Source organism: Phyllobacterium sp. YR620, assembly GCF_900104165.1.
Lineage (GTDB): Bacteria > Pseudomonadota > Alphaproteobacteria > Rhizobiales > Rhizobiaceae > Phyllobacterium > Phyllobacterium pellucidum.
Genome location: NZ_FNJP01000001.1, coordinates 432,959 through 450,917, shown reverse-complemented (window position 1 = coordinate 450,917; position 17,959 = coordinate 432,959). Strand labels below are relative to the sequence as shown.

Here is a 17,959-nt window from a genome sequence, read left to right as displayed (position 1 = left end):
GCGTCAAACCTCTTTCAGATATTGGGCGATTGCCTCAAGCGACATAACCCGGGCGCTTGGGCACAATTGAATGGCAGCTTCGGGCATCGCAGCGGCAAAGGCGGTTTCGGGGTCCTGGACGAGACCCCTACCGCCTGCGTCGACGACGGCCCGCAGTCCGGCAGCGCCGTCGTGATTGGCGCCGGTCAGTACGATGGCGATCATTGTGGGGCCATAGGCATCGGCAGCACTCTCGAACAGCACGTCGATCGATGGGCGAGAAAACAGAACCGGCTCATCGCTCGAAAGCGAGAGAGACCTGTCGACTTCGATGAGGAGATGATAGTCCGGCGGCGCAAAATAGATCGTGCCGCCGACGATCGGCTGCTTATCCTCGGCCTCCTGTACCGGCAGCATGCATTTGGCCTGGAACAGTTCGGCCATGACGCTGCGCCTGTCTGGCGGTACGTGGACGACCACGATGACCGGCAAACGAAAGCTGGCGGGGAGCGCCGTCAGCACGACGGAAAGGGCTTCCACCGCCCCCGCCGACGCACCGATGACGATGGCTTCGGGTTGAACGGACATTATTCGGCCCGCCTCTGGTAGATTTTCTCCTCCCGCACGAAGTCGGCGAAAGCGTTGGCGTGGCGAGAAAACCGCAGGTTCTCCTTGGAGCCAAGCCCCAGGAAACCTTTGCGGACAAGTGAATCCTTGAACAGGCCAAGCGCATGGTCCTGCAGGCCGCTATCGAAGTAGATCATTACGTTGCGGCAGGAGATGAGATGCATTTCGGCGAATACGGCGTCCGTGACCAGGCTATGGTCGGAAAACACGACGTTCCGACGCAGCGATTTGTCGAAGGACACGCGGCCATAGGCCGCCTGATAGTAGTCGGACAGCGAGGATTTTCCGCCCGATTTCCGATGGTTCTCGGTAAAGAGCGCGACCCGGTCGAGGGCGAAAATGCCCGCCTCGGCAGCCTGCAGCGCCTCATGATTGATGTCCGTAGCGTAAAAGATCGTGCGGTCTTCGAGCCCTTCTTCGCGGAACAGGATGACGAGCGAGTAGAGTTCCTCGCCGGTGCTGCAGCCGGCGATCCACACCTTGAGTGAAGGATAGGTCCGCAGGTGCGGCACCACCTTCTCACGCATTGCCTTGAAGTAGCCGGGATCGCGAAACATCTCGCTGACCTGCACGGTCAGGTAGCGCAGGAGCCGCGGCAACAGCGCGGGATCGTGCAACAGGCTCTCCTGCAGCGCGGAGAAGGTCGCAAAGCCCAGTTGCTGGCGCGCTTGTTTAAGCCTGCGCTTGATCGACGCCATCGCATAGTTGCGGAAGTCGTAGTGGTACTTGAGGAACAGGGCCTCAAGCAGGAGCCGGATCTCGATGTCTTCGATCTTCTCTGGCACGGTGACTTCTGTCATTTGGGCATCCAGACGCGAACCAGCGACAGCAGCTTCTCTACGTCAAGTGGCTTGGCCATGTAATCGTTGGCGCCGGCCTCGATGCAGCGCTGTTGATCGTCCGGCATGGCCTTGGCGGTGAGAGTGATGATGGGCAGTTTCTTCCAGGCCGGGTTCTTACGGATCTCGCGGGTAGCGGCGAGCCCGTCCATAACCGGCATCATGACGTCCATCAGCACCAGCTCGATCGGTGCACCGGATTCTTTCTGCAGCGCTTCGATGGCCTCACGGCCGTTCCGGGCAATATCGACGATGGCGCCACGTGGTTCGAGGATATTGGTGAGCGCGTAGACATTGCGCACGTCGTCCTCGACCACGAGTATCCGGCGCCCTTCGAGCAGGGCATCTCGGTTACGGGCCCTGCGGATCATTTTCTGCTGTTCCGCCGGTAGCTCGGCGATAACCTGGTGGAGGAACAGGCTTACCTCATCGAGCAGGCGTTCGGGGGACTTGGCGCCCTTGATGATGATCGATTTGGAGTAGCGCCGCAGCTTCTGCTCGTCGTGCGCCGATAGTTCCCGGCCCGTGTAGACGATGACCGGCGGGAAGGCATAGGCGCTCTCCTGGCTCAGCGTCTCGAGCAACGAGTAGCCCGAAGCATCTGGCAGGGACAGGTCCAGCACCATGCAGTCGAAGGTCTGATCCTTCAAAAGGTCGAGGCATTCGGCGGCTGTGCCGGCAGTTTCGGTTTCGACGTCTCCCGCCTTCAGAAGTTTAGCCACAGCCTCGCGCTGGACTGGATCGTCCTCGACGATCAAGACGCGATGCACACGTTGTGACAGCTTGGTTTCGAGCTTTTGCAGAACCTGTGTCAATTGTTCGCGTGTCACGGGCTTGGTTGCGAAGCCGACTGCGCCGAGGGAATAGGCGGTTTCGACCTGATCGGTCGCCGACACCACATGAATGGGGATATGACGGGTCTTGACGTCATGCTTGAGCCGGTCAAGGACTGCGAGGCCGGACTGGTCCGGCAGGCCGACGTCGAGCACGATAGCGCTGGGCAAGTAGTGCTTGGCGAGCCTCAATGCCTCTTCGGCCGTCCCGGCCACGATGGACTGGAAGCCCATGTCACGCGATACGTCGCGCACGATCGCGGCAAAGGTGTCGTCGTCCTCGATGACCAGCAAAATGCGCTTGGCGTCCGTCAGCGCATCGCGATCGTCGTCGACCTTGCGCGACGGACTTGATGGCGCTGTGGGCCGAGGGGCCTCCGGCTGCTGGAGGCTCAAGGCCACCGGCACGCCCGCCAGCGGCTCCCGGGACGCGACATTTGCGGGACTGTAGTTTAGGGGAATTGTAATGGTGAATATGCTGCCCCGCCCCGGCTCGCTCTCCAACCCGATCGTACCGCCGAGGAGACGCACCAGCTGTCGCGAGATCGATAGGCCAAGCCCGGTGCCACCATACCGGCGGCTGATGGTACTGTCGGCCTGGTGGAAGGCTTCGAAGACACTGCGCTGCTGCTCTTTGGCGATGCCGATGCCGGTGTCAGACACGGCAAACGCTACATTGCTGTCGCCGGCGGTATGAATCGAGAGCCGGACTTGTCCAGCTTCGGTGAACTTGATCGCATTGGAGAGCAGGTTCTTGAGCACCTGTTCGAGCCGCTGCGTATCCGTCTCGATCGTCGCAGGGGCATCCGCAGCAATGTCGATGGCAAAGTCGAGCTTTTTGTCCATGGCGAGAGGCTGGAAGACCTGCCGGAGATTATTGGCCAGGCGCTCGACCGAGAGCGTCTCGGGGCGGATCTCCTCGTGGCCAGCCTCGATTTTCGACAGATCGAGAATGTCGTTGATGAGGTTCAAAAGATCGTTGCCCGACGACTGAATTGTCTTGGCGAATTTGACCTGCTCCTCCGTGAGGTTGTCGTCCGGATTGTCAGCAAGCAGCTTGGCGAGAATCAGCGAGGAGTTGAGTGGCGTGCGCAACTCGTGGGACATGTTGGCGAGGAAGTCCGACTTGTACTGGCTCGCCTGTTCCACCTCGCGCGCCTTGGTTTGCACTTCCGCGTTGGCGCGTTCGAGATCGTCGCGCTGTCCCTCCAGCTGCTGGGCCTGTTCCTCGAGCTGGGCATTGGTCTGTTCGAGCTCGACCTGCTGCTGCTCAAGGCGAGCCTGCGATTCTTTCAGGGCGCGGCTCTGCTCCTCGAGCTCCTCGTTCGAGACCCGGAGCTCCTCGGACTGGGTCTGCAACTCCTCCGACTGTCGTTGGGTCTCTTCGAGGAGGTTTTGCAGTTCGCCCCTATAGTTGGCCGACCGCACGGCGATGGCGACCGCTTCGGAAGCGCGGTCAAGAAGCGCGAGGACGCGCTCGTCTACCGGCTGCAGGAAGCCGAGCTCGATAACCGAATTAACGATGCCGTCGACGCTGCCTGGAAAAATGACCAGATGCTTCGGCTTGTCCTTGCCGAGCGCGGAGCCGAAAGCCAGGTATCCATCCGGCACCTCGCCGACCACCATGAATCTGGCTTCCGCTACTGCCTGACCGAGCAGCCCTTCGCGCGACTTGAAGGCGTTCGGCACGCTTGCCTCGTCGGGAACGCCGTAGACAGAGGCGCGCTGAAATTGACCGCCACCGCCGGTGAAGACGGCGCCGGCAACGGCACCTACATAGAGCGCCAGATAGTCGAGAATGCTGTTGCCGAGTTGCTCAACAGGTTGGTCTCCCATCATGGCCGAGGTCAATCCGACCTGGCCGTTTTGCAGCCATTCGTCGCGTCGGCGGGCCAAGGTCGCCCTGCGGATCAGAAAGCCGATCGTGGCGGTCAGGGCAATACCAAGAATCCCTGAAAATAATGTGCTGAGGAAGGCCGTCTTCTGAGCGCTCGCCATCTCGGCTAGCCGTTGGCGGCGGACTTCGCCCTCCCCGGCCGATATGGCCGCGATTTGTGAGCGGATCCCATCCATTTCGATTTTGCCGCGATCCGAATTGACGATAGCAAGGGCCGCATCCAGACCTTGGGTGCGCCGAAGCTCGTTGGTTTCGGCGAGTTCTGCGAGCTTGGCTTCGACATGTTGCCGAAGCGTGACCAGCCTTTGGCCCTGACCCGAATTGCCGGCAGTCCGCTGGCCGATCTCATCGAGTTTCTTCGGTATGGCCTGAAGCGCCGTATTGTACGGCGCCAGATAAGTCTCCTTGTTGGTGAGCAGGAAACCACGCTGGCCAGTCTCGGCGTCTTGAACAAGCGACAACAGCTCATCCAGCGTAACAATGGCGACGTGCGTTTGCACAACGCGTTCATTACCTTCGCGCAAGGCCTGAAGATTGAAATAAGCAACAAGCCCGCTAAGGATGAAAAAGACAATCGCGACTGCGAGGCCAAATGCAACGCCGGGATCGAGGCCCAGGGCGCGCCCGGAAATTTGCGGCATTTGGCTCTGGTTCATAGCAGCTCTCGTCAGCGTTAGAGTCCCCAGAGAGGGGCGAATAATGGAGTCGTCGGACCACTTTCTCCCGGAGGAGCGGGTCAGCCAACGAGCGAAGTTGGATAGCCAAACCGATGTCTTCGCTCACTTCCGTTTGGGAACGGTCGCGCCCGCAAAAACGCCGACAGCTATTTGGTGTCAACAGGCAATATCAGACACAGCTCTGACGTGTATAGTATTTTATAGGTGACGCGAGCAGAAACACCTTTCGACCGTAAGGAGGTAGTAGCGGCATCTTCGAACTGCCCAATGGTCAAATCATTCGGATAGAATAGATCGGTTTTGCGATACTAGTCGCGAGGGGCTTTAGCCGCTCGGGCTGCACGCTCTTCGCTTTCTTCGAGTCGCTCGAGCAGCTCTTTGAACCTGCCACTTGTTGGAAGAGGCGGAGCACTCGCACTGCGCACAACATCCTGGAAACCACGCTGTAAGACCTGGTCTCTTATGTTTTTGCGGCGCTTTTCCTCATCGTCGGTCAATGATCTCGTCCCTCTAAGCGCATAAGAGATACGGCGAATACAGGTTCCATAGCGAGTAGGAATTTGATTGATTCGAGTTCTGACCCGTGCCAGTCCTATTTTCCGGCCATGCATGGAGATCGGTCTGATCTTGGCGCTTTCGATTCCTTCCGTAACCTCTTCCCTCACCTCGATATTTTTTCTGCCCCCTCTAGTGCTGGGCGCGTAAAGGCTTTAGCGTCCGTGCTCCCCTTATCTCCCTCATAACAAGAGACGATCCATGGCCGAGTCTTCCCAGTTCGCCCGGTTTATTGCCTTTGTCAGCAAAGGCGTTGCTGCCATTCGACATTCTGGGGATGGCGAGCGAGCGCCTGTCTATGGCACAGCGCCGGCCATTCCGGAGGCCAAGCCGCAAGGGAGGATACCGACGTTGAAGATGCCGACGGCGAAGGGCTGGGAGGGTGAGCATAAGCCGACGGCCGCCGCGGGGCTAAAGGTCAATGCCTTTGCGCGCGGGCTGGTGCATCCCCGCAATATATATGTGCTGCCCAATGGCGACGTGCTCGTGGCTGAATCGATGGGCGAGACCGGAAATCCGCGCACCTTTTTCGACCATGCCATGTCGGCCACGATGCAGAGGGCGCGCGCTTCGGGCGACAGCCCCAACCGTGTGACCCTGCTGCGCGATGCCGACGGCGACGGGGTGGCCGAGGAAAGTTACGCCTATATCGAGAACGTGCGGCAGCCCTTTGGCATCGCGCTCGTCGGGGAGACGCTTTATGTCGGTGCCAGCGACGCGCTTCTGGCCTATCCTTACGAGGCGGGCGCGACCAGAATCTCCAAACCATCCAGAAAGCTAATGGATCTGGTGCCCGGCGGGCATTGGACGCGCAATCTGATTGCCAGCAAGGATGGCACCAAGCTTTACGTGGCCGTGGGGTCTTTGAGCAATATCGCCGACGCGGGCATGGCCGCCGAAGAAAACCGCGCCTGCATTCACGAATATGACCTCATATCGGGGCGGTCCCGTATTTTTGCGGGTGGACTGCGCAATCCCGTGGGCATGGCCTGGGAGCCTGAGGAAGGCATGCTTTGGACAGTCGTCAATGAGCGCGACGGCCTCGGCGATGAGACACCGCCAGACTATCTGACATCGGTGAGCGACGGCGGGTTTTACGGGTGGCCCTATTGCTATTGGAACCGGGTGGTTGACGATCGGGTGCCGCAGAATCCCGCCAAAGTGGCCTTGGCGCTGCAGCCCGATTATGCGCTGGGCGGGCATACGGCCTCGCTGGGTCTTTGCTGGCTGCCCGAGGGCACACTGCCGGGCTTTCCGTCGGGCATGGCCATCGGCCAGCACGGATCGTGGAACCGCTCGAAGCTCTCGGGCTACAAGCTGGCATTCGTCGCCTTCGAGAAGGGCAAGCCCGTGGGAATGCCACGAGATATTCTCACCGATTTCCTGTCGCCGGATGAGAAATATTCCTATGGCCGCCCGGTCGGAGTGGCGCTGGCGGCCGACGGCGCTGTGTTGATGGCGGACGATGTGGGCGACGTCATCTGGCGCGTTAAAGGCGCGGAGTGACAACGAAACCTTTCCCCGGGTTTGAACGCATTCGCCTGATATCAGATTAGGCATCCTGCCTCAGGTGGCGCGCATCAGAGAATTCCTCAATCTGCCAGCATGTAATCTGCCACGCTGTAACAATGGCTCGCCTGATAGGCGTTCCGCCCCCGGTTCATATGCGTAAGGTTGAACGTGCGAATGGCACTCACCACGCGGCGGCTGGCAAGGAACTGTCGGATCGAGATAGAGCCGTGCACATTGATGCCAAAAATGTCCGCACCACGCGGGAAGAAATAACTGACGTGCTCCGGCATCGCGACACTTTGCTCGAGAAAGGGTTCGTCCACTCGGCTCGGCGTGGCTGAACGATCTGTAGTGAAATCCGAAAGATGCACGATGAATCGGGCGCGAATGTCTTGGCCGTGGGCATAGAGCGTGAAAAGCTCCATCCAGCTTGCATTGACGCGTACGAGCGGCTTGTCCGAGGTCGACGGCAGACAGGAAACCGACCAGTAGTAGCGCTCGGTCCTGCGCGGTATCGGAATGCAGTTTGCACCGTATAGTCCAAGAAGCGCCAGTACTTCCCCTGCTTGCGGGCGACCAAGGAGCTTCTCAAAGCGGGCGACATATTTGAAGCGCTGTTCCAGGGACTCCGAGCGGTCGCTCGTGTCTGGCAAGTCAATCTTGCCCGCTATCCAGTCGCGCTGCTGTTCAAGGTCAAGGAATTGCCGCACGCCAACGGTTCTCGGGCTTGAGGTCGCACCCATATCAGACGTCCTGCGAAATTCGTCTGCGCGTCATCGTGTTCCTGTTAAGGCGTTTGCGAGAGTAAGCATCGCGCCGTCACGTATGCGACCAAGGCGAAGGCTAGGACGCGGGTTCGGTGACGAAGGGCATGATATCCACACCGTCTCCTGGAAAGACGGTGAAATGCGGGTGGTTCTCGAAGAGACGGGCGGCGGCCTCGATAGTCTCGGCCTCAACGACGATGTAGCCGCAGAAGGGATTAACGGCGCCGGCGATGCCGTCCTTTGTCACGCGCGTCGTCTTGCCAACCATCCCGCCACGATCGGGAAACGAGGCTGCGTTTCTCGCCTCCCAATCCGTCCACTGCTTAAACCCGACGGTATCGATCGCGTCCTGCTCCTGTTTGGGCAGGCTGCGAAAGCGGGCGACATCTTCGGGCTTCATGGTGTAGACGGCGAGAAAGCGGGGCATGCGGCGCGCTCTTCGTGATGGCGAACGGTATCCAAACCTAGCCTCTCTGCTGCTCGAAGTCACGCCGCATTCGCAACGTGTAGACGCCCGCTCACTAGATCGCGAAGTCCGCTTGCGCGAAAGTCGAACATCCTTCATCACGTGAGACGGTCGCGAACAACCGCTCGTATAGTCTCATTGACCAATTTTCTCGATAAGCAGAGCTGATAATGAATCCACGCCAACTGAAAACTTTCCTGACGGTCGCACGGCTTGGCAACCTCACCCGCGCCGCCAAGGAATCGAACCTCGCGCAATCAAGCCTCAGCGACCAGATGCAGGCACTCGAGGCAGAATTGGGCGTTCAACTTTTCGAGCGCTCTCGGTTGGGCGTAATCCTGACATCCTCGGGTGAGGTACTAAGGGCCTATGCCGAGGAGATCATGGCGTTGAACGACGAGGCGAAGGCGGCAATTCGCGCCGCCGCGCAACTACAGGAATCTGCGCTTAGGATCGGCACGCTCGAGACGATTGCGGCCGAAAAGCTCGCCGTCTTTCTCTCGCGCTTTCGGCACGTGAACCCCAATATCGACCTGACACTGAAAATCGGGGGCAGCGGTGAACTGCAGCGCCAACTCGAAGAAGGCTCGATCGACATGGCAATCACTTTCGATCGCGGCCTTCGCGACGAACGTTTCGTCAAGCGCCTGCTTTCGCGCGAACCACTGGCGTTGATAGCGGGCGGTAATTCTAAAGCCGCTGCGCCCGAGAAGCTTGAGGATCTCATCCACCTGCCCTTCATCGCTACCGAAACGGGCTGTGTCTACCGCCACCTCTTCGATCGGGCATTTGCCGACGCCGGCATCGCGGCGCCGCGGATCGCCACACAGGCCGACAGTATCGCGACGATCATGAAGCTTGTTGCATCCGGCGCCGGCTATGGCGTCGTGCCCCGCCTCGCGCTCGGCACGGATGCGAAGCAGGGCAACATAAGGATAATGCCTTGGCCAGGTGCTACCCCCACCACCTCGCTTATCATGGCTTGGCGGCGGCGGCGCATCCAGCCGGCGGCACTCTCGCTGCTACTTGCTGCGGCGAGCCAGGATCTGGGTTCGCTCAGATCAGTCGATGTCCGCCCTCGACATGCAGTATAGAACCCGTAGTAAAGCCGTTGCCGATTAGGAAACGGATCGCATCGGCAATATCCTCTGGCTGACCGACACGGCCCGCCGGCAGGCGTTTTGCCATCGCCTCCAATGTTGCCTGCTTGGCCTCACCCGCAACGAAACTCCAGATAGGCGTATCGACCCATCCGGGAGACACGGCATTGATGCGCACCGGCGCAAGCTCCACCGCGAGCGCCCGCACCAAGCCTTCCAGGGCCGCATTGACGGCTGCAACGACCGAACCGCGCGCTGCCGGTCGATATGCCGCCACACCGGATGTGTAGGTGATCGAACCCGAAGGTGGCAGGCTTGGTGCACCGTATTTCGCCAGCAGCAAAGGCCCGTAAAGCTTGCTCTCTACCACCCGTTGCGCCGCCGATATCTGCAAGTCCGGCAGAAGCTGGTAGGCGCCCTCGATATCCGCCGCGGTACTGACGATGTGGTCAACTGGACCGCGATCCAGGAAGAAGGCGGCTATTGCCTCTTCGCGCGATATATCAAGGATCGCGGTCGACAGCCCGGAATGATTACCGAGTTCCCGCTGCGCCGCCGCCAGTTTTTCTCCACTTCGGCCGGCAATCGTCACACGCGCTCCTTCTGCAAGCAACCGCCGCGCCACCGCTAGGCCCATGCCCGAACTGCCACCAACAACGATAATTTCTGCGTCTTCGATTTTGATATGAGTCATCTCTCGTCTCCTTGCTCGCTGCAAGAGATGCACAGCGCGGTGCGCAAAGAAAAACGGAAGAAACCGATGGGATCACCGCTTTTTCCGATGACAGAGACGGGATAAAATTTTGTCCCTGCCCGATCACAAATCCTTCAGAGTTTACCAACACCTCAACGTACTTAACCGCCAAATTGAATCACGGCATGCGCGTGATTTGCGCATCCAGAGTTCCGGTATTTCTGGTCGCGGTGCTGCCGTGCGAGTGATCTAGCATCAATTCCCAAAACGACTGCTCTGCCTGGATAGTTCGTCGGCGAGCGGTAAATGCACCGTTCGCGTGTGATCCCAAGAAAATAGGCCATTCTCGCACGGCCTGTCGTCATCCCAGCCAAGATGATTGATGATCGGATAAAGGCAGATGCCTTCCATGGGTACGCCAGCCCGCATGGCGTCATTTATCTCGTCGCCCATATAGGCAAGCCACGACGCGCGCCGGTCGCCTTCTATTCCAGTCTCCGCAACAAATATGGGGCGTCCATAGCGCGCATAGGTCTCGGTGAGAAAATATCGAAACGGCTTATACCGGGGATGGCCCGTGTCGATCGTTTCGCCCCCATACAACCATTGGTTGTTGGAGTAATAATTCACGCCGATAATATCGAGATATCTGTTATCCCCGCCAAGCTGCGGCCAGGCGCGCCCGCACAACATGTCCCATGCCTGGAACTGCGCTTGACGATGGCCTTCGGCAATAGATCGTTCATGAAGACGCGATGGATCATGAGGGATATTGATCACGGGGTCACAGTGAACGAAACGCGCGCGTGCATCGACCTCCAGAATGGCATCCATCGCAGCAATTGCAGCGCGGGCAAGTTGAACCTTGAGTTCGAAGCCGCGCCGGGTCCCAAATGGATTGAGATAGCCGGCGTCTCCCCCGGCCCATGCAAGGAATGAAATCTCGTTGATTGGAGAATAAAACGGGGTTTCGTCGCTCTCTCCACGAATGAGACCGGCGGCAGCTTTTGCAAATCGCGCAAACTTGCCGACGAACTCCGGGCGCCACGGATCGATGTGATCTGGCCAGCCATAATGGAGCAGATCCCATATTACCTGAGTGCCGGCGTTCGCTGCGGCCCGAACCATCGGAAGTGCGCTTGACCAATCGTATTGTCCCGGCGAATTTTCGACGAGATGCCAGCGGAAGCCGTCCCTGACCGTTCGGATATTGTAACGGGAAACGAGATTATAATCTTGTTCTGCCATCACGTCGTGGCCCGTCGATGCAATCAGGTCAAGACGTTTGCCCGGGGTGCCGGTTTCGGGAGCGCGCAAGCGGTGTGTAGAACACTCGAAGCCCGCCTGCATGAATGAAGCGAATAAACCCGAGCGTATCCCGCACGGTCGCTCGGCGAGGACTTCTCGAAACAGCCGGAGCCACATGGGTACCACTGCTTCGACACTGTATTCGCTTTCTACTCGCCGGCGCAGCGCTGCGCCCGTCTTGATCCGCGCTTCCGGCGAATTTGACAGCATGAGAATTCTTGCCGCAGCCGCCGCCGCGTCATCATGCGGCACAAAAAAGCCCGACGTTCCGTCCGTGATTTGTTGAATGCTGCCATTATCCGCAGTGGCCACCACCGCCAACGACGCCGCCCCCGCTTCAGCGATCACATGCGGCATGCCCTCGCCAGTCGAAAGCCACGCGAAAATATCCATCGCGGCCATCAGGTCGGGAACGTCGTCGCGATCCCCAAGAAATGTCAAAACAGTGTCGAGGCCGCGTTGTCGCGTCAGGTGTTTGAGTTCGACTTCGTAATCCGGCATGAAAGCGTCCGGGCCACCCACAACGATGAAGCGTGTTTTCGGATGACTCGAATGCACAATCGCGGCGGCCTCGATGAAGTTCTCCACCTTCTTTTTCCGGTCCAGACGGCCCACCCACCCTATCAGGACATCGTCTTCGCCAAGCTTTAACATCGCGCGGACAGATGACCTTACGCCCGGCCGAAATGCCGTAAGGTCAACCATTGAAGGTATCTCGAGAGCGTGATGCGGCCGCCCTGGCATCTTTGACGCAGCAGCATCGCGAATGGACCGGCAAACACCTACATACCGCGCCGTGAAGTGTTTGGGTCCGGCCAAAGCCTCCGACACCAACCCGCCGTGCTCGATCAGCGGTGGACGCAGATGCAATCGCTCATATGCTGGATAGATGTCGGCGACGTTTTGGCAGGAAATGACAATGTCATAGTTCGGAATTTTCGACGCGAGATAACCGATGGTGTCTTCGAATGACAGCTCATAAGGTGTTGTGTCAACGTCGATCCCTGCCGCAATGAGCTGGTCGCAAGTCTGCTCCGTCATACCGGGTCGATGAAAGCAGGCGACGACATCTACAACATACCGCTTTGGATCAAGGTGGCGCGCAAGAAGGCGCACTTCAGTTTCCTCACCCCCGACGACGAGCCACGCAAACACGAACAGAAGACGGACCGGGGAAGGTGCGTTCGGGTCAGACATCAGCTTTGAATACCACTTGGATAAAGTCGCGGCGCCGACTCGAAAGATCGTTCAAAAACTTTGCACCGTCATCGAATGGGATGATGTCGGTGATCATATGTTCCAAAATCAGCGATCCCTCACGCTGCAGCATCACGATGGTTTCGCGGGCGAGCCTCCGGCGATCCCACCGGTGCGACAAGCCCCGGGGGACGCGATTGATCTGCGCACATCGTATATTGAGGCCGTTGTGGTGAAATTCTTCTCCGAGGCGCAAGGCTTTCGCGCCATCCTGGTAAAATGCAAGATCTATAACAGTTCCCTGCGGACGGAGGGCTTTCAATGCAGTATCGAGGCTTTTTGAATGGGCGCGCGTTTGAAAGACGAAGTCGGCGCCCCTGTCGTTGCCGCCATGGTGCCACGATCGTTTGGCGTGTTCAGATAACTGTTCTTCGCTCATTGCCTCAAATCCCATCGCCTCAGCCTTTGCCCTGCGAAATGGTGACGGATCGGCAACGATGATATCGGCCGCGTCGCAATGGCGGGCGAAGAGCGCAGTCATCAAACCGACCGTGCCGGCTCCCATTACGATGACAGGACGCCCCTCGATGCCTTGTCCCAGTCGGGCGATATCTTGCCCTCCGGTCTCGGCGCCGGCGTGCAGGATGCCGTTGGCGGCGATTGGCCCCATTTGGGCAACGAAGATTCCAAGTATAGGCTCGAGACTATCCGGAAGCTTCACCAATAATTCCGAATCCGGATTGGCGATATGTCCGGATTTGTGGCCGTACGTTGTGGCGACAATGCCACCTTCCTTAAAATCAGGCACTTGCGAACGGGAAATGCGCGCGACCTCCATATATCCGAGGAAGGGAACTGGATAGCGCAAAGCGGGCTCGCCGCAGATAAAGGCGCCCCGGTCGGCATCAAAGCGGCTATGGAAGAATGGGTTGGTGTTTTTCAGAAACGTGAGTTCGGTTCCAGCTGAAAGGCCGCTGAAAAGCGTATCAAGCTGAAGCTGTTCGCCATTTGGTGGTTCTTCCTCATATTCGAAGTAGTAGGCGCGTTCCGGGGCTTCGATACCCAAAGAGCGAATGGACCGACGGTACGACATTGCGTTCGTTCTCCGGCTAAATCGTTACGGTTTGGCAGGTGCGCATCGAATCGCTTATTGCAAGCGCCACACGATGGGTTTGAAGTGCATCCCGGTATCGGCAGCGAATATTGTTGGGTCTTCCTTTTACTGCGTCGATGAAGTGGCGATCCTGTAGCAGTACCGGGTCTCCCCCAGCGGTTCGGGAGGGGCGTCCGGCGCCAACGTCAACCATGATGTCGCGCTCGGACAATTCGATTGCCAGTCCGTCTGCGAAGAGGTGCAGCCCGATGCGGTGTCCCCAACGCAACAGGCATGTCGAACTTATGGTTCCAACGGCCCCGGTTGCGAACCTGAGACTTGAGACCGAGGCAGTCGCCACATCGAGACCAGGGAAGTCGGCCCTTTCGAGGTGGTTGGATAGCCCCGAAACCTCGGTGATATCACCCACGAGATAGCGGGCAAGGTCGATGATATGGGTGGCTTGTTCGACAATCTGTCCGCCCGCTGCAGCTTGTTTCCACCACCAGCGCGGCGGAGGCGTCTGATCTAGCCAATAGCCTGCTACCAGTTGCGGCGGGTTACCAATCAGCAGGTCGCGTGCTTCTTCCACTGTATCGAGATATCTCCAGTGATAGCCGACCGCAGTGACAAGGTCTTCGACAAGGCAAGCGACTTCTTCAGCGGTCTCAATGTCGAGTGACAGTGGCTTTTCGACAAAGAATGGAATTCTGCGCTCTGCAAGCTCCCGCTCGATATCGCCATGCGCAAAGGGCGGAACACAGACAAATGCGGCATCGATCTCGCATTCCGCCAGCATTGCCAGCGCGTCAGGAAAGCCACGCATACCAAAGACGCTAGCGGCGCTGTTGGCCCGTTCCAGATCGGGGTCCGCGAGTCCTACCAGTTGCACGTCATCGAAACCGGCAATGATATCAAGGTGACGTCGGGCAATTCCGCCCGCGCCTATGAACCCGATGCGAACAGTTTCCATGATTGTCTTTCTCCGGATTGGGGACCCTTGGGTCAGATGCCGCAAGTAGATGCTTGCTGTTTCGGCCGCCATGCGCTCTGCGCTGAACTGCGCGCGGTACCGGCGTCGAGCGGCCTTGGCGGTCGTTTCGCCAAGGTCCGGATGGGACAGGGCAAGACACACCATCTCGCCAAGCCCAACCGCGTCGGTCGGGCAAAAGTAGAAAGGATGATCTTCTCCAAGAGCGTCGTAGTTCCCGCCTACTTTCGAGGCGACGACCGGAACCCCGGCTGCCATCGCCTCAAGCACAACGAGGGGAAGCCCTTCGAAAAGCGAAGGCAAAACAAAAATCTCAGCGATGCTCATCAGATTGCCGATGTCGCTGCGCTGGCCGAGGAAACGCACGTGCTTGCTTACACCCAGATTGTCAGCGAGCGAACGTATCGTGTCGAGCTGCGGCCCCTCGCCCGCCGCGAGAAGGAGTACATCGGGATGGTTGCGAACAATCGCCGGGAGCGCCTCCATCAGAATTGCATGATTTTTCTGCTGCGTGAATCTTGCCGTTGTCAGCAGCACCCGCGCCCCTTCGAGTTCGAGATCTTCCATTATGCTTTTGGGCGGTCTCGTCGTCTCGAGCGGATAAACGCCATTGAACACCGTCGTCAATTTAAGGCCCGCTATTCCGTTTTCGCAGTAGCTTTGCTCCGACGCTTTTGAAACGACGACGATTTGGTCGATATTGGCTATTCCCTCAAAGTAGCGTTCTTTTTGTTCGTCATCCGTCAGGACATACGGCAGGTGTTCCGTACGGATCACCGGCAATCCAAGGGCAAGGGCCGAGCGGGCAAGGTCGTGTCCCTCCCAACCGATGCCGGCGTGAACATGAAGCAGGTCGACGCCAGCCCGCGACAGCCAAGTGGAAAAGTCGTGATCAAGGACTTTTACCGCCATGCCGTATTGCTTTGCACGGGCCATCATCGGCCTGCCGCGGGATAAGCCCGGCAGCGCCAGCGTCATTTTGAAACGGTCCGACAGCGCGCGACCCAATGCCAGCATGTGCTCGCCCATACCGGACGGATCAAGACTATCTGTCGCGAGGACGATGTGGGCTTTCGCGTAATCAAGCATTCGATGCCTGATCGGCGCTTCGCATCTGGTCTACATGTCCGGCCTGCTGCATCAAGCGTTTGAAAGTGGCCAACGCCTGACCAACGACCTGATCCATATTGTAGTATTTGTACGTTCCGAGCCTGCCGACAAAGCTTACATCGGATTGTTGCTTCGCTAACGCTTCATATTGCTTGTAGATCGCCTGGTTTTCAGGACGTGGGATCGGATAGTAGGGATCACCACCTGCGCAAGGCGTTTCGTAACAGATACTGGTCTTCGGATGTGACTGGCCGGTGAGATACTTGTATTCGGTTATCCGCGTATAGGGGATGTCTTCGGACGGAAAGTTGATCACGGCCGCATCTTGAAACCGTTCTTTGTCAATTGTCTCGTGAAGGAAATTCAGGCTGCGGTATGGAAGTTTCCCCAAACGAAAGTTGAAGTATTCGTCGATCGGCCCCGTAAATATAGTATGGCTTGCCAGACGCAGATCCCTCAACTGTTCAAAATCGGTGGCGAGCTCAATCGTAATTCCTGGACGGTCGAGCATATTTTCAAACATTCGTGTGTATCCGTGGAGAGGCATTACCTGAAACGTATCGAGGAAATAACGATCGTCGTCGTTGGTGCGCGTCGGAATGCGGGCTGTGACCGATTTATCAAGTTCCGATGGGTCGAAGCCCCATTGTTTGCGGGTATAGCCCTCAAAAAACAGTTCATAGAGTTCGTCGCCGACTTGAGCCCGCACAACGTCTTTGGCCGTTTGGATCGTCTCTATAGCTTGCGCCTTGCTCAGGAGAAAAGCGGCGGTTTCCGCGTCGGATGAAAGGCGCAAATCATAAAGCCGATTGAGCGTGGTGCGGTTGATAGGTACCGGCAATAATTGGCCGTTCACACTGGAAAGCACACGGTGTTCATAAGGTCGCCATTGTGTGAACCGCGAAAGATAGTTGAATATTTCTTCGCTGTTTGTGTGAAATATATGAGGCCCGTATTTGTGAACGAGAAGACCGTCTTCATTGTAATAGTCGTAGGCGTTGCCGCCGACGTGAGACCGGCGATCCGAAATGAGCACTTGGTGGCCGGCTGACGCCAGCCTTTCGGCCAACACTGAGCCAGCAAACCCCGCACCCACTATCAGATAGTCAAAAGGGGGCTTGCCCGGGTTTGCTATCGCGACGACCCGATTGTCGCGGCGTTTCTCTCCGCCAAGCGGGTGTCCTCTGTGCTCAATCGCCTCCTCTACGATGGCCTGCATACGTTGCTGGATACTGTCCCATGACATCTCGCCCAGACGTGCATCGATCGCGGCAATCCGCCCCGCATCGCCTTTCGGCAACTTGAGAGCTTTGCGGCAGGCGGCCACGAATTCGCTCGGTGTCGCTGCGGTAAGGACGCCGTCGACATCGCCGTAATGACGAACTACGTCGGTGATTTTCGTGCTGACGACCGGCCGGCCGGAGGCAAGATATTCGGGCGTCTTGGTCGGGCTGATGAACCGCGTCGATTCATTGAGAGCAAATGGCATGAGGGCCACATCCCACCCCGCCAGATAAGCGGGCAACTCAGCATAATCCTTCTGCCCGAGATAATGGATGTTCGGCGCAACGGGCAGATCAGCCTTGTCGATCTTGGCGACGGGTCCTACGAAAACAAAGGAGCATTCGGGAAGCTCCCGCGCTGCAAAGGCAATCAGTTCAAGATCAAGCCGCTCGTCGATGACCCCGTAAAATCCAAGTCGGGGGCCCCCGATAACCGCCTGGTCAACGGGAGTGGAGAGAGGATTTCGTGCCGCCTTGAAGTGATCTGTTTCAACCCCCGACGGAAAGGGATGAATGTTTTCGTGGAGAAGTCGTTTTGACTCGTAAAGGCTAAATCCGCCGGTGAAAACGACATCAGCGTGGCCTATGAGCAAACGCTCCATATGCTTGAGTTCAGAAGGGGCAAACTTGAAGCTCGCCAACTCATCCATGCAATCATAAACGATTGCAGCACTGTCAACGTGCCGGGCGAATGCAAACATCATCGGCGTATAGAACCAAAGGATGGGTTTGGCCGAACACAGAAGCAGGATTATCTCGTCGAGTATTTTCGCCAACGCCGCTTCGCGCCGGGCATTGTCCCAATCTCCGGGTATGCGGGGCCGGATCGACTTTATCGGAGAGTCTTCAAAACTATGGATCTCGAAATATGCCAGGTGGTGATCGGTAGGTATGTATTCTTCGAAGAAAAACACCTGCCGCTGGTTGGCGAACCGCTCCATCAAATGCTGGGGGCGCTGACGAACCGAGTCCCATCGCAAGTGTGAAAAGCAGATAATCGGGCCTTCCAGAACCGGCAACATGTCGGCGGA

General features: G+C 58.0%; 12 protein-coding genes. 2 read left to right on the top strand and 10 right to left on the bottom strand.

Annotation, left to right across the window (positions count from 1 at the left end; translation table 11 throughout):
• Positions 1–3: 3 nt before the first annotated feature.
• The 3 genes from BLR72_RS02055 to BLR72_RS02045 are packed head-to-tail and all read right to left on the bottom strand — an operon-like array spanning position 4 to position 4,831.
• Positions 4–567 carry a chemotaxis protein CheB gene (locus BLR72_RS02055; RefSeq protein ID WP_091944589.1) on the bottom strand — a complete coding sequence of 188 codons (564 nt, stop codon included), beginning with the start codon at positions 565–567 and terminating at the stop codon, positions 4–6.
• Positions 567–1,406, bottom strand: coding sequence for a CheR family methyltransferase (locus BLR72_RS02050; protein WP_091944586.1), 840 nt, complete (start codon positions 1,404–1,406; stop codon positions 567–569). The genes BLR72_RS02055 and BLR72_RS02050 overlap by 1 nt, the downstream gene beginning before the upstream one ends.
• Positions 1,403–4,831, bottom strand: a complete 3,429-nt coding sequence (locus BLR72_RS02045) for a response regulator (protein ID WP_091944582.1) — start codon at positions 4,829–4,831, stop codon at positions 1,403–1,405. Before BLR72_RS02045 ends, BLR72_RS02050 begins: the two co-directional genes overlap by 4 nt.
• 777 nt (positions 4,832–5,608) lie before the next feature.
• Between BLR72_RS02045 and BLR72_RS02040 the strand changes: the two genes are divergently transcribed.
• Positions 5,609–6,913, top strand: a complete 1,305-nt coding sequence (locus BLR72_RS02040; protein WP_091944579.1) for a PQQ-dependent sugar dehydrogenase — start codon at positions 5,609–5,611, stop codon at positions 6,911–6,913.
• Between the two features lie 86 nt (positions 6,914–6,999).
• Here BLR72_RS02040 and BLR72_RS02035 read toward each other — a convergent pair whose 3' ends face one another.
• Positions 7,000–7,662, bottom strand: coding sequence for a hypothetical protein (locus BLR72_RS02035; protein ID WP_091944576.1), 663 nt, complete (start codon positions 7,660–7,662; stop codon positions 7,000–7,002).
• A 100-nt stretch (positions 7,663–7,762) separates the two neighbouring features.
• Positions 7,763–8,113, bottom strand: a complete 351-nt coding sequence (locus BLR72_RS02030; RefSeq protein WP_162737289.1) for a hypothetical protein — start codon at positions 8,111–8,113, stop codon at positions 7,763–7,765.
• A gap of 209 nt (positions 8,114–8,322) precedes the next feature.
• On the opposite strand from BLR72_RS02030, the gene BLR72_RS02025 reads away from it, so the two are divergent.
• Positions 8,323–9,246 carry a LysR family transcriptional regulator gene (locus tag BLR72_RS02025; protein WP_091944573.1) on the top strand — a complete coding sequence of 308 codons (924 nt, stop codon included), beginning with the start codon at positions 8,323–8,325 and terminating at the stop codon, positions 9,244–9,246.
• On the opposite strand, the gene BLR72_RS02020 is transcribed toward BLR72_RS02025, so the two are convergent.
• The 5 genes from BLR72_RS02020 to glf all read right to left on the bottom strand — a co-directional run bounded on the left by BLR72_RS02020 (position 9,209) and on the right by glf (position 17,869).
• Entirely contained in the window at positions 9,209–9,946 is a 738-nt protein-coding gene (locus tag BLR72_RS02020; protein ID WP_091944571.1) for an SDR family oxidoreductase, read from the bottom strand. The genes BLR72_RS02025 and BLR72_RS02020 overlap by 38 nt on opposite strands.
• A 255-nt stretch (positions 9,947–10,201) precedes the next feature.
• On the bottom strand, positions 10,202–12,451 hold the full coding sequence (locus BLR72_RS02015) for a glycosyltransferase family 4 protein (protein WP_091944568.1): 2,250 nt from the start codon (positions 12,449–12,451) through the stop codon (positions 10,202–10,204).
• The gene (locus BLR72_RS22860; protein WP_348271817.1) at positions 12,444–13,544 is read right to left on the bottom strand and encodes a zinc-dependent alcohol dehydrogenase; all 1,101 of its coding nucleotides are present in this window, start codon (positions 13,542–13,544) and stop codon (positions 12,444–12,446) included. The genes BLR72_RS02015 and BLR72_RS22860 overlap by 8 nt, the downstream gene beginning before the upstream one ends.
• 16 nt (positions 13,545–13,560) lie before the next feature.
• On the bottom strand, positions 13,561–15,624 hold the full coding sequence (locus tag BLR72_RS22855) for a glycosyltransferase (protein WP_348271816.1): 2,064 nt from the start codon (positions 15,622–15,624) through the stop codon (positions 13,561–13,563).
• Positions 15,617–17,869: a UDP-galactopyranose mutase gene (glf, locus tag BLR72_RS02005; RefSeq protein WP_091946481.1), complete on the bottom strand. Its 2,253-nt coding sequence runs from the start codon at positions 17,867–17,869 to the stop codon at positions 15,617–15,619. Before glf ends, BLR72_RS22855 begins: the two co-directional genes overlap by 8 nt.
• Positions 17,870–17,959: the final 90 nt, after the last annotated feature.

What these genes read in the sequence shown, in the direction of transcription:
- BLR72_RS02035 (WP_091944576.1), bottom strand. Translation starts at nt 7,662, where the DNA reads ATGGGTGCGACCTCAAGCCCGAGAACCGTTGGCGTGCGGCAATTCCTT.
- BLR72_RS02020 (WP_091944571.1), bottom strand. Translation starts at nt 9,946, where the DNA reads ATGACTCATATCAAAATCGAAGACGCAGAAATTATCGTTGTTGGTGGC.
- BLR72_RS02015 (WP_091944568.1), bottom strand. Translation starts at nt 12,451, where the DNA reads ATGTCTGACCCGAACGCACCTTCCCCGGTCCGTCTTCTGTTCGTGTTT.
- BLR72_RS02045 (WP_091944582.1), bottom strand. Translation starts at nt 4,831, where the DNA reads ATGAACCAGAGCCAAATGCCGCAAATTTCCGGGCGCGCCCTGGGCCTC.
- BLR72_RS02025 (WP_091944573.1), top strand. Translation starts at nt 8,323, where the DNA reads ATGAATCCACGCCAACTGAAAACTTTCCTGACGGTCGCACGGCTTGGC.
- glf (WP_091946481.1), bottom strand. Translation starts at nt 17,869, where the DNA reads ATGGAGCGGTTCGCCAACCAGCGGCAGGTGTTTTTCTTCGAAGAATAC.
- BLR72_RS02040 (WP_091944579.1), top strand. Translation starts at nt 5,609, where the DNA reads ATGGCCGAGTCTTCCCAGTTCGCCCGGTTTATTGCCTTTGTCAGCAAA.
- BLR72_RS02050 (WP_091944586.1), bottom strand. Translation starts at nt 1,406, where the DNA reads ATGACAGAAGTCACCGTGCCAGAGAAGATCGAAGACATCGAGATCCGG.
- BLR72_RS22860 (WP_348271817.1), bottom strand. Translation starts at nt 13,544, where the DNA reads ATGTCGTACCGTCGGTCCATTCGCTCTTTGGGTATCGAAGCCCCGGAA.
- BLR72_RS02055 (WP_091944589.1), bottom strand. Translation starts at nt 567, where the DNA reads ATGTCCGTTCAACCCGAAGCCATCGTCATCGGTGCGTCGGCGGGGGCG.
- BLR72_RS02030 (WP_162737289.1), bottom strand. Translation starts at nt 8,113, where the DNA reads ATGCCCCGCTTTCTCGCCGTCTACACCATGAAGCCCGAAGATGTCGCC.
- BLR72_RS22855 (WP_348271816.1), bottom strand. Translation starts at nt 15,624, where the DNA reads ATGCTTGATTACGCGAAAGCCCACATCGTCCTCGCGACAGATAGTCTT.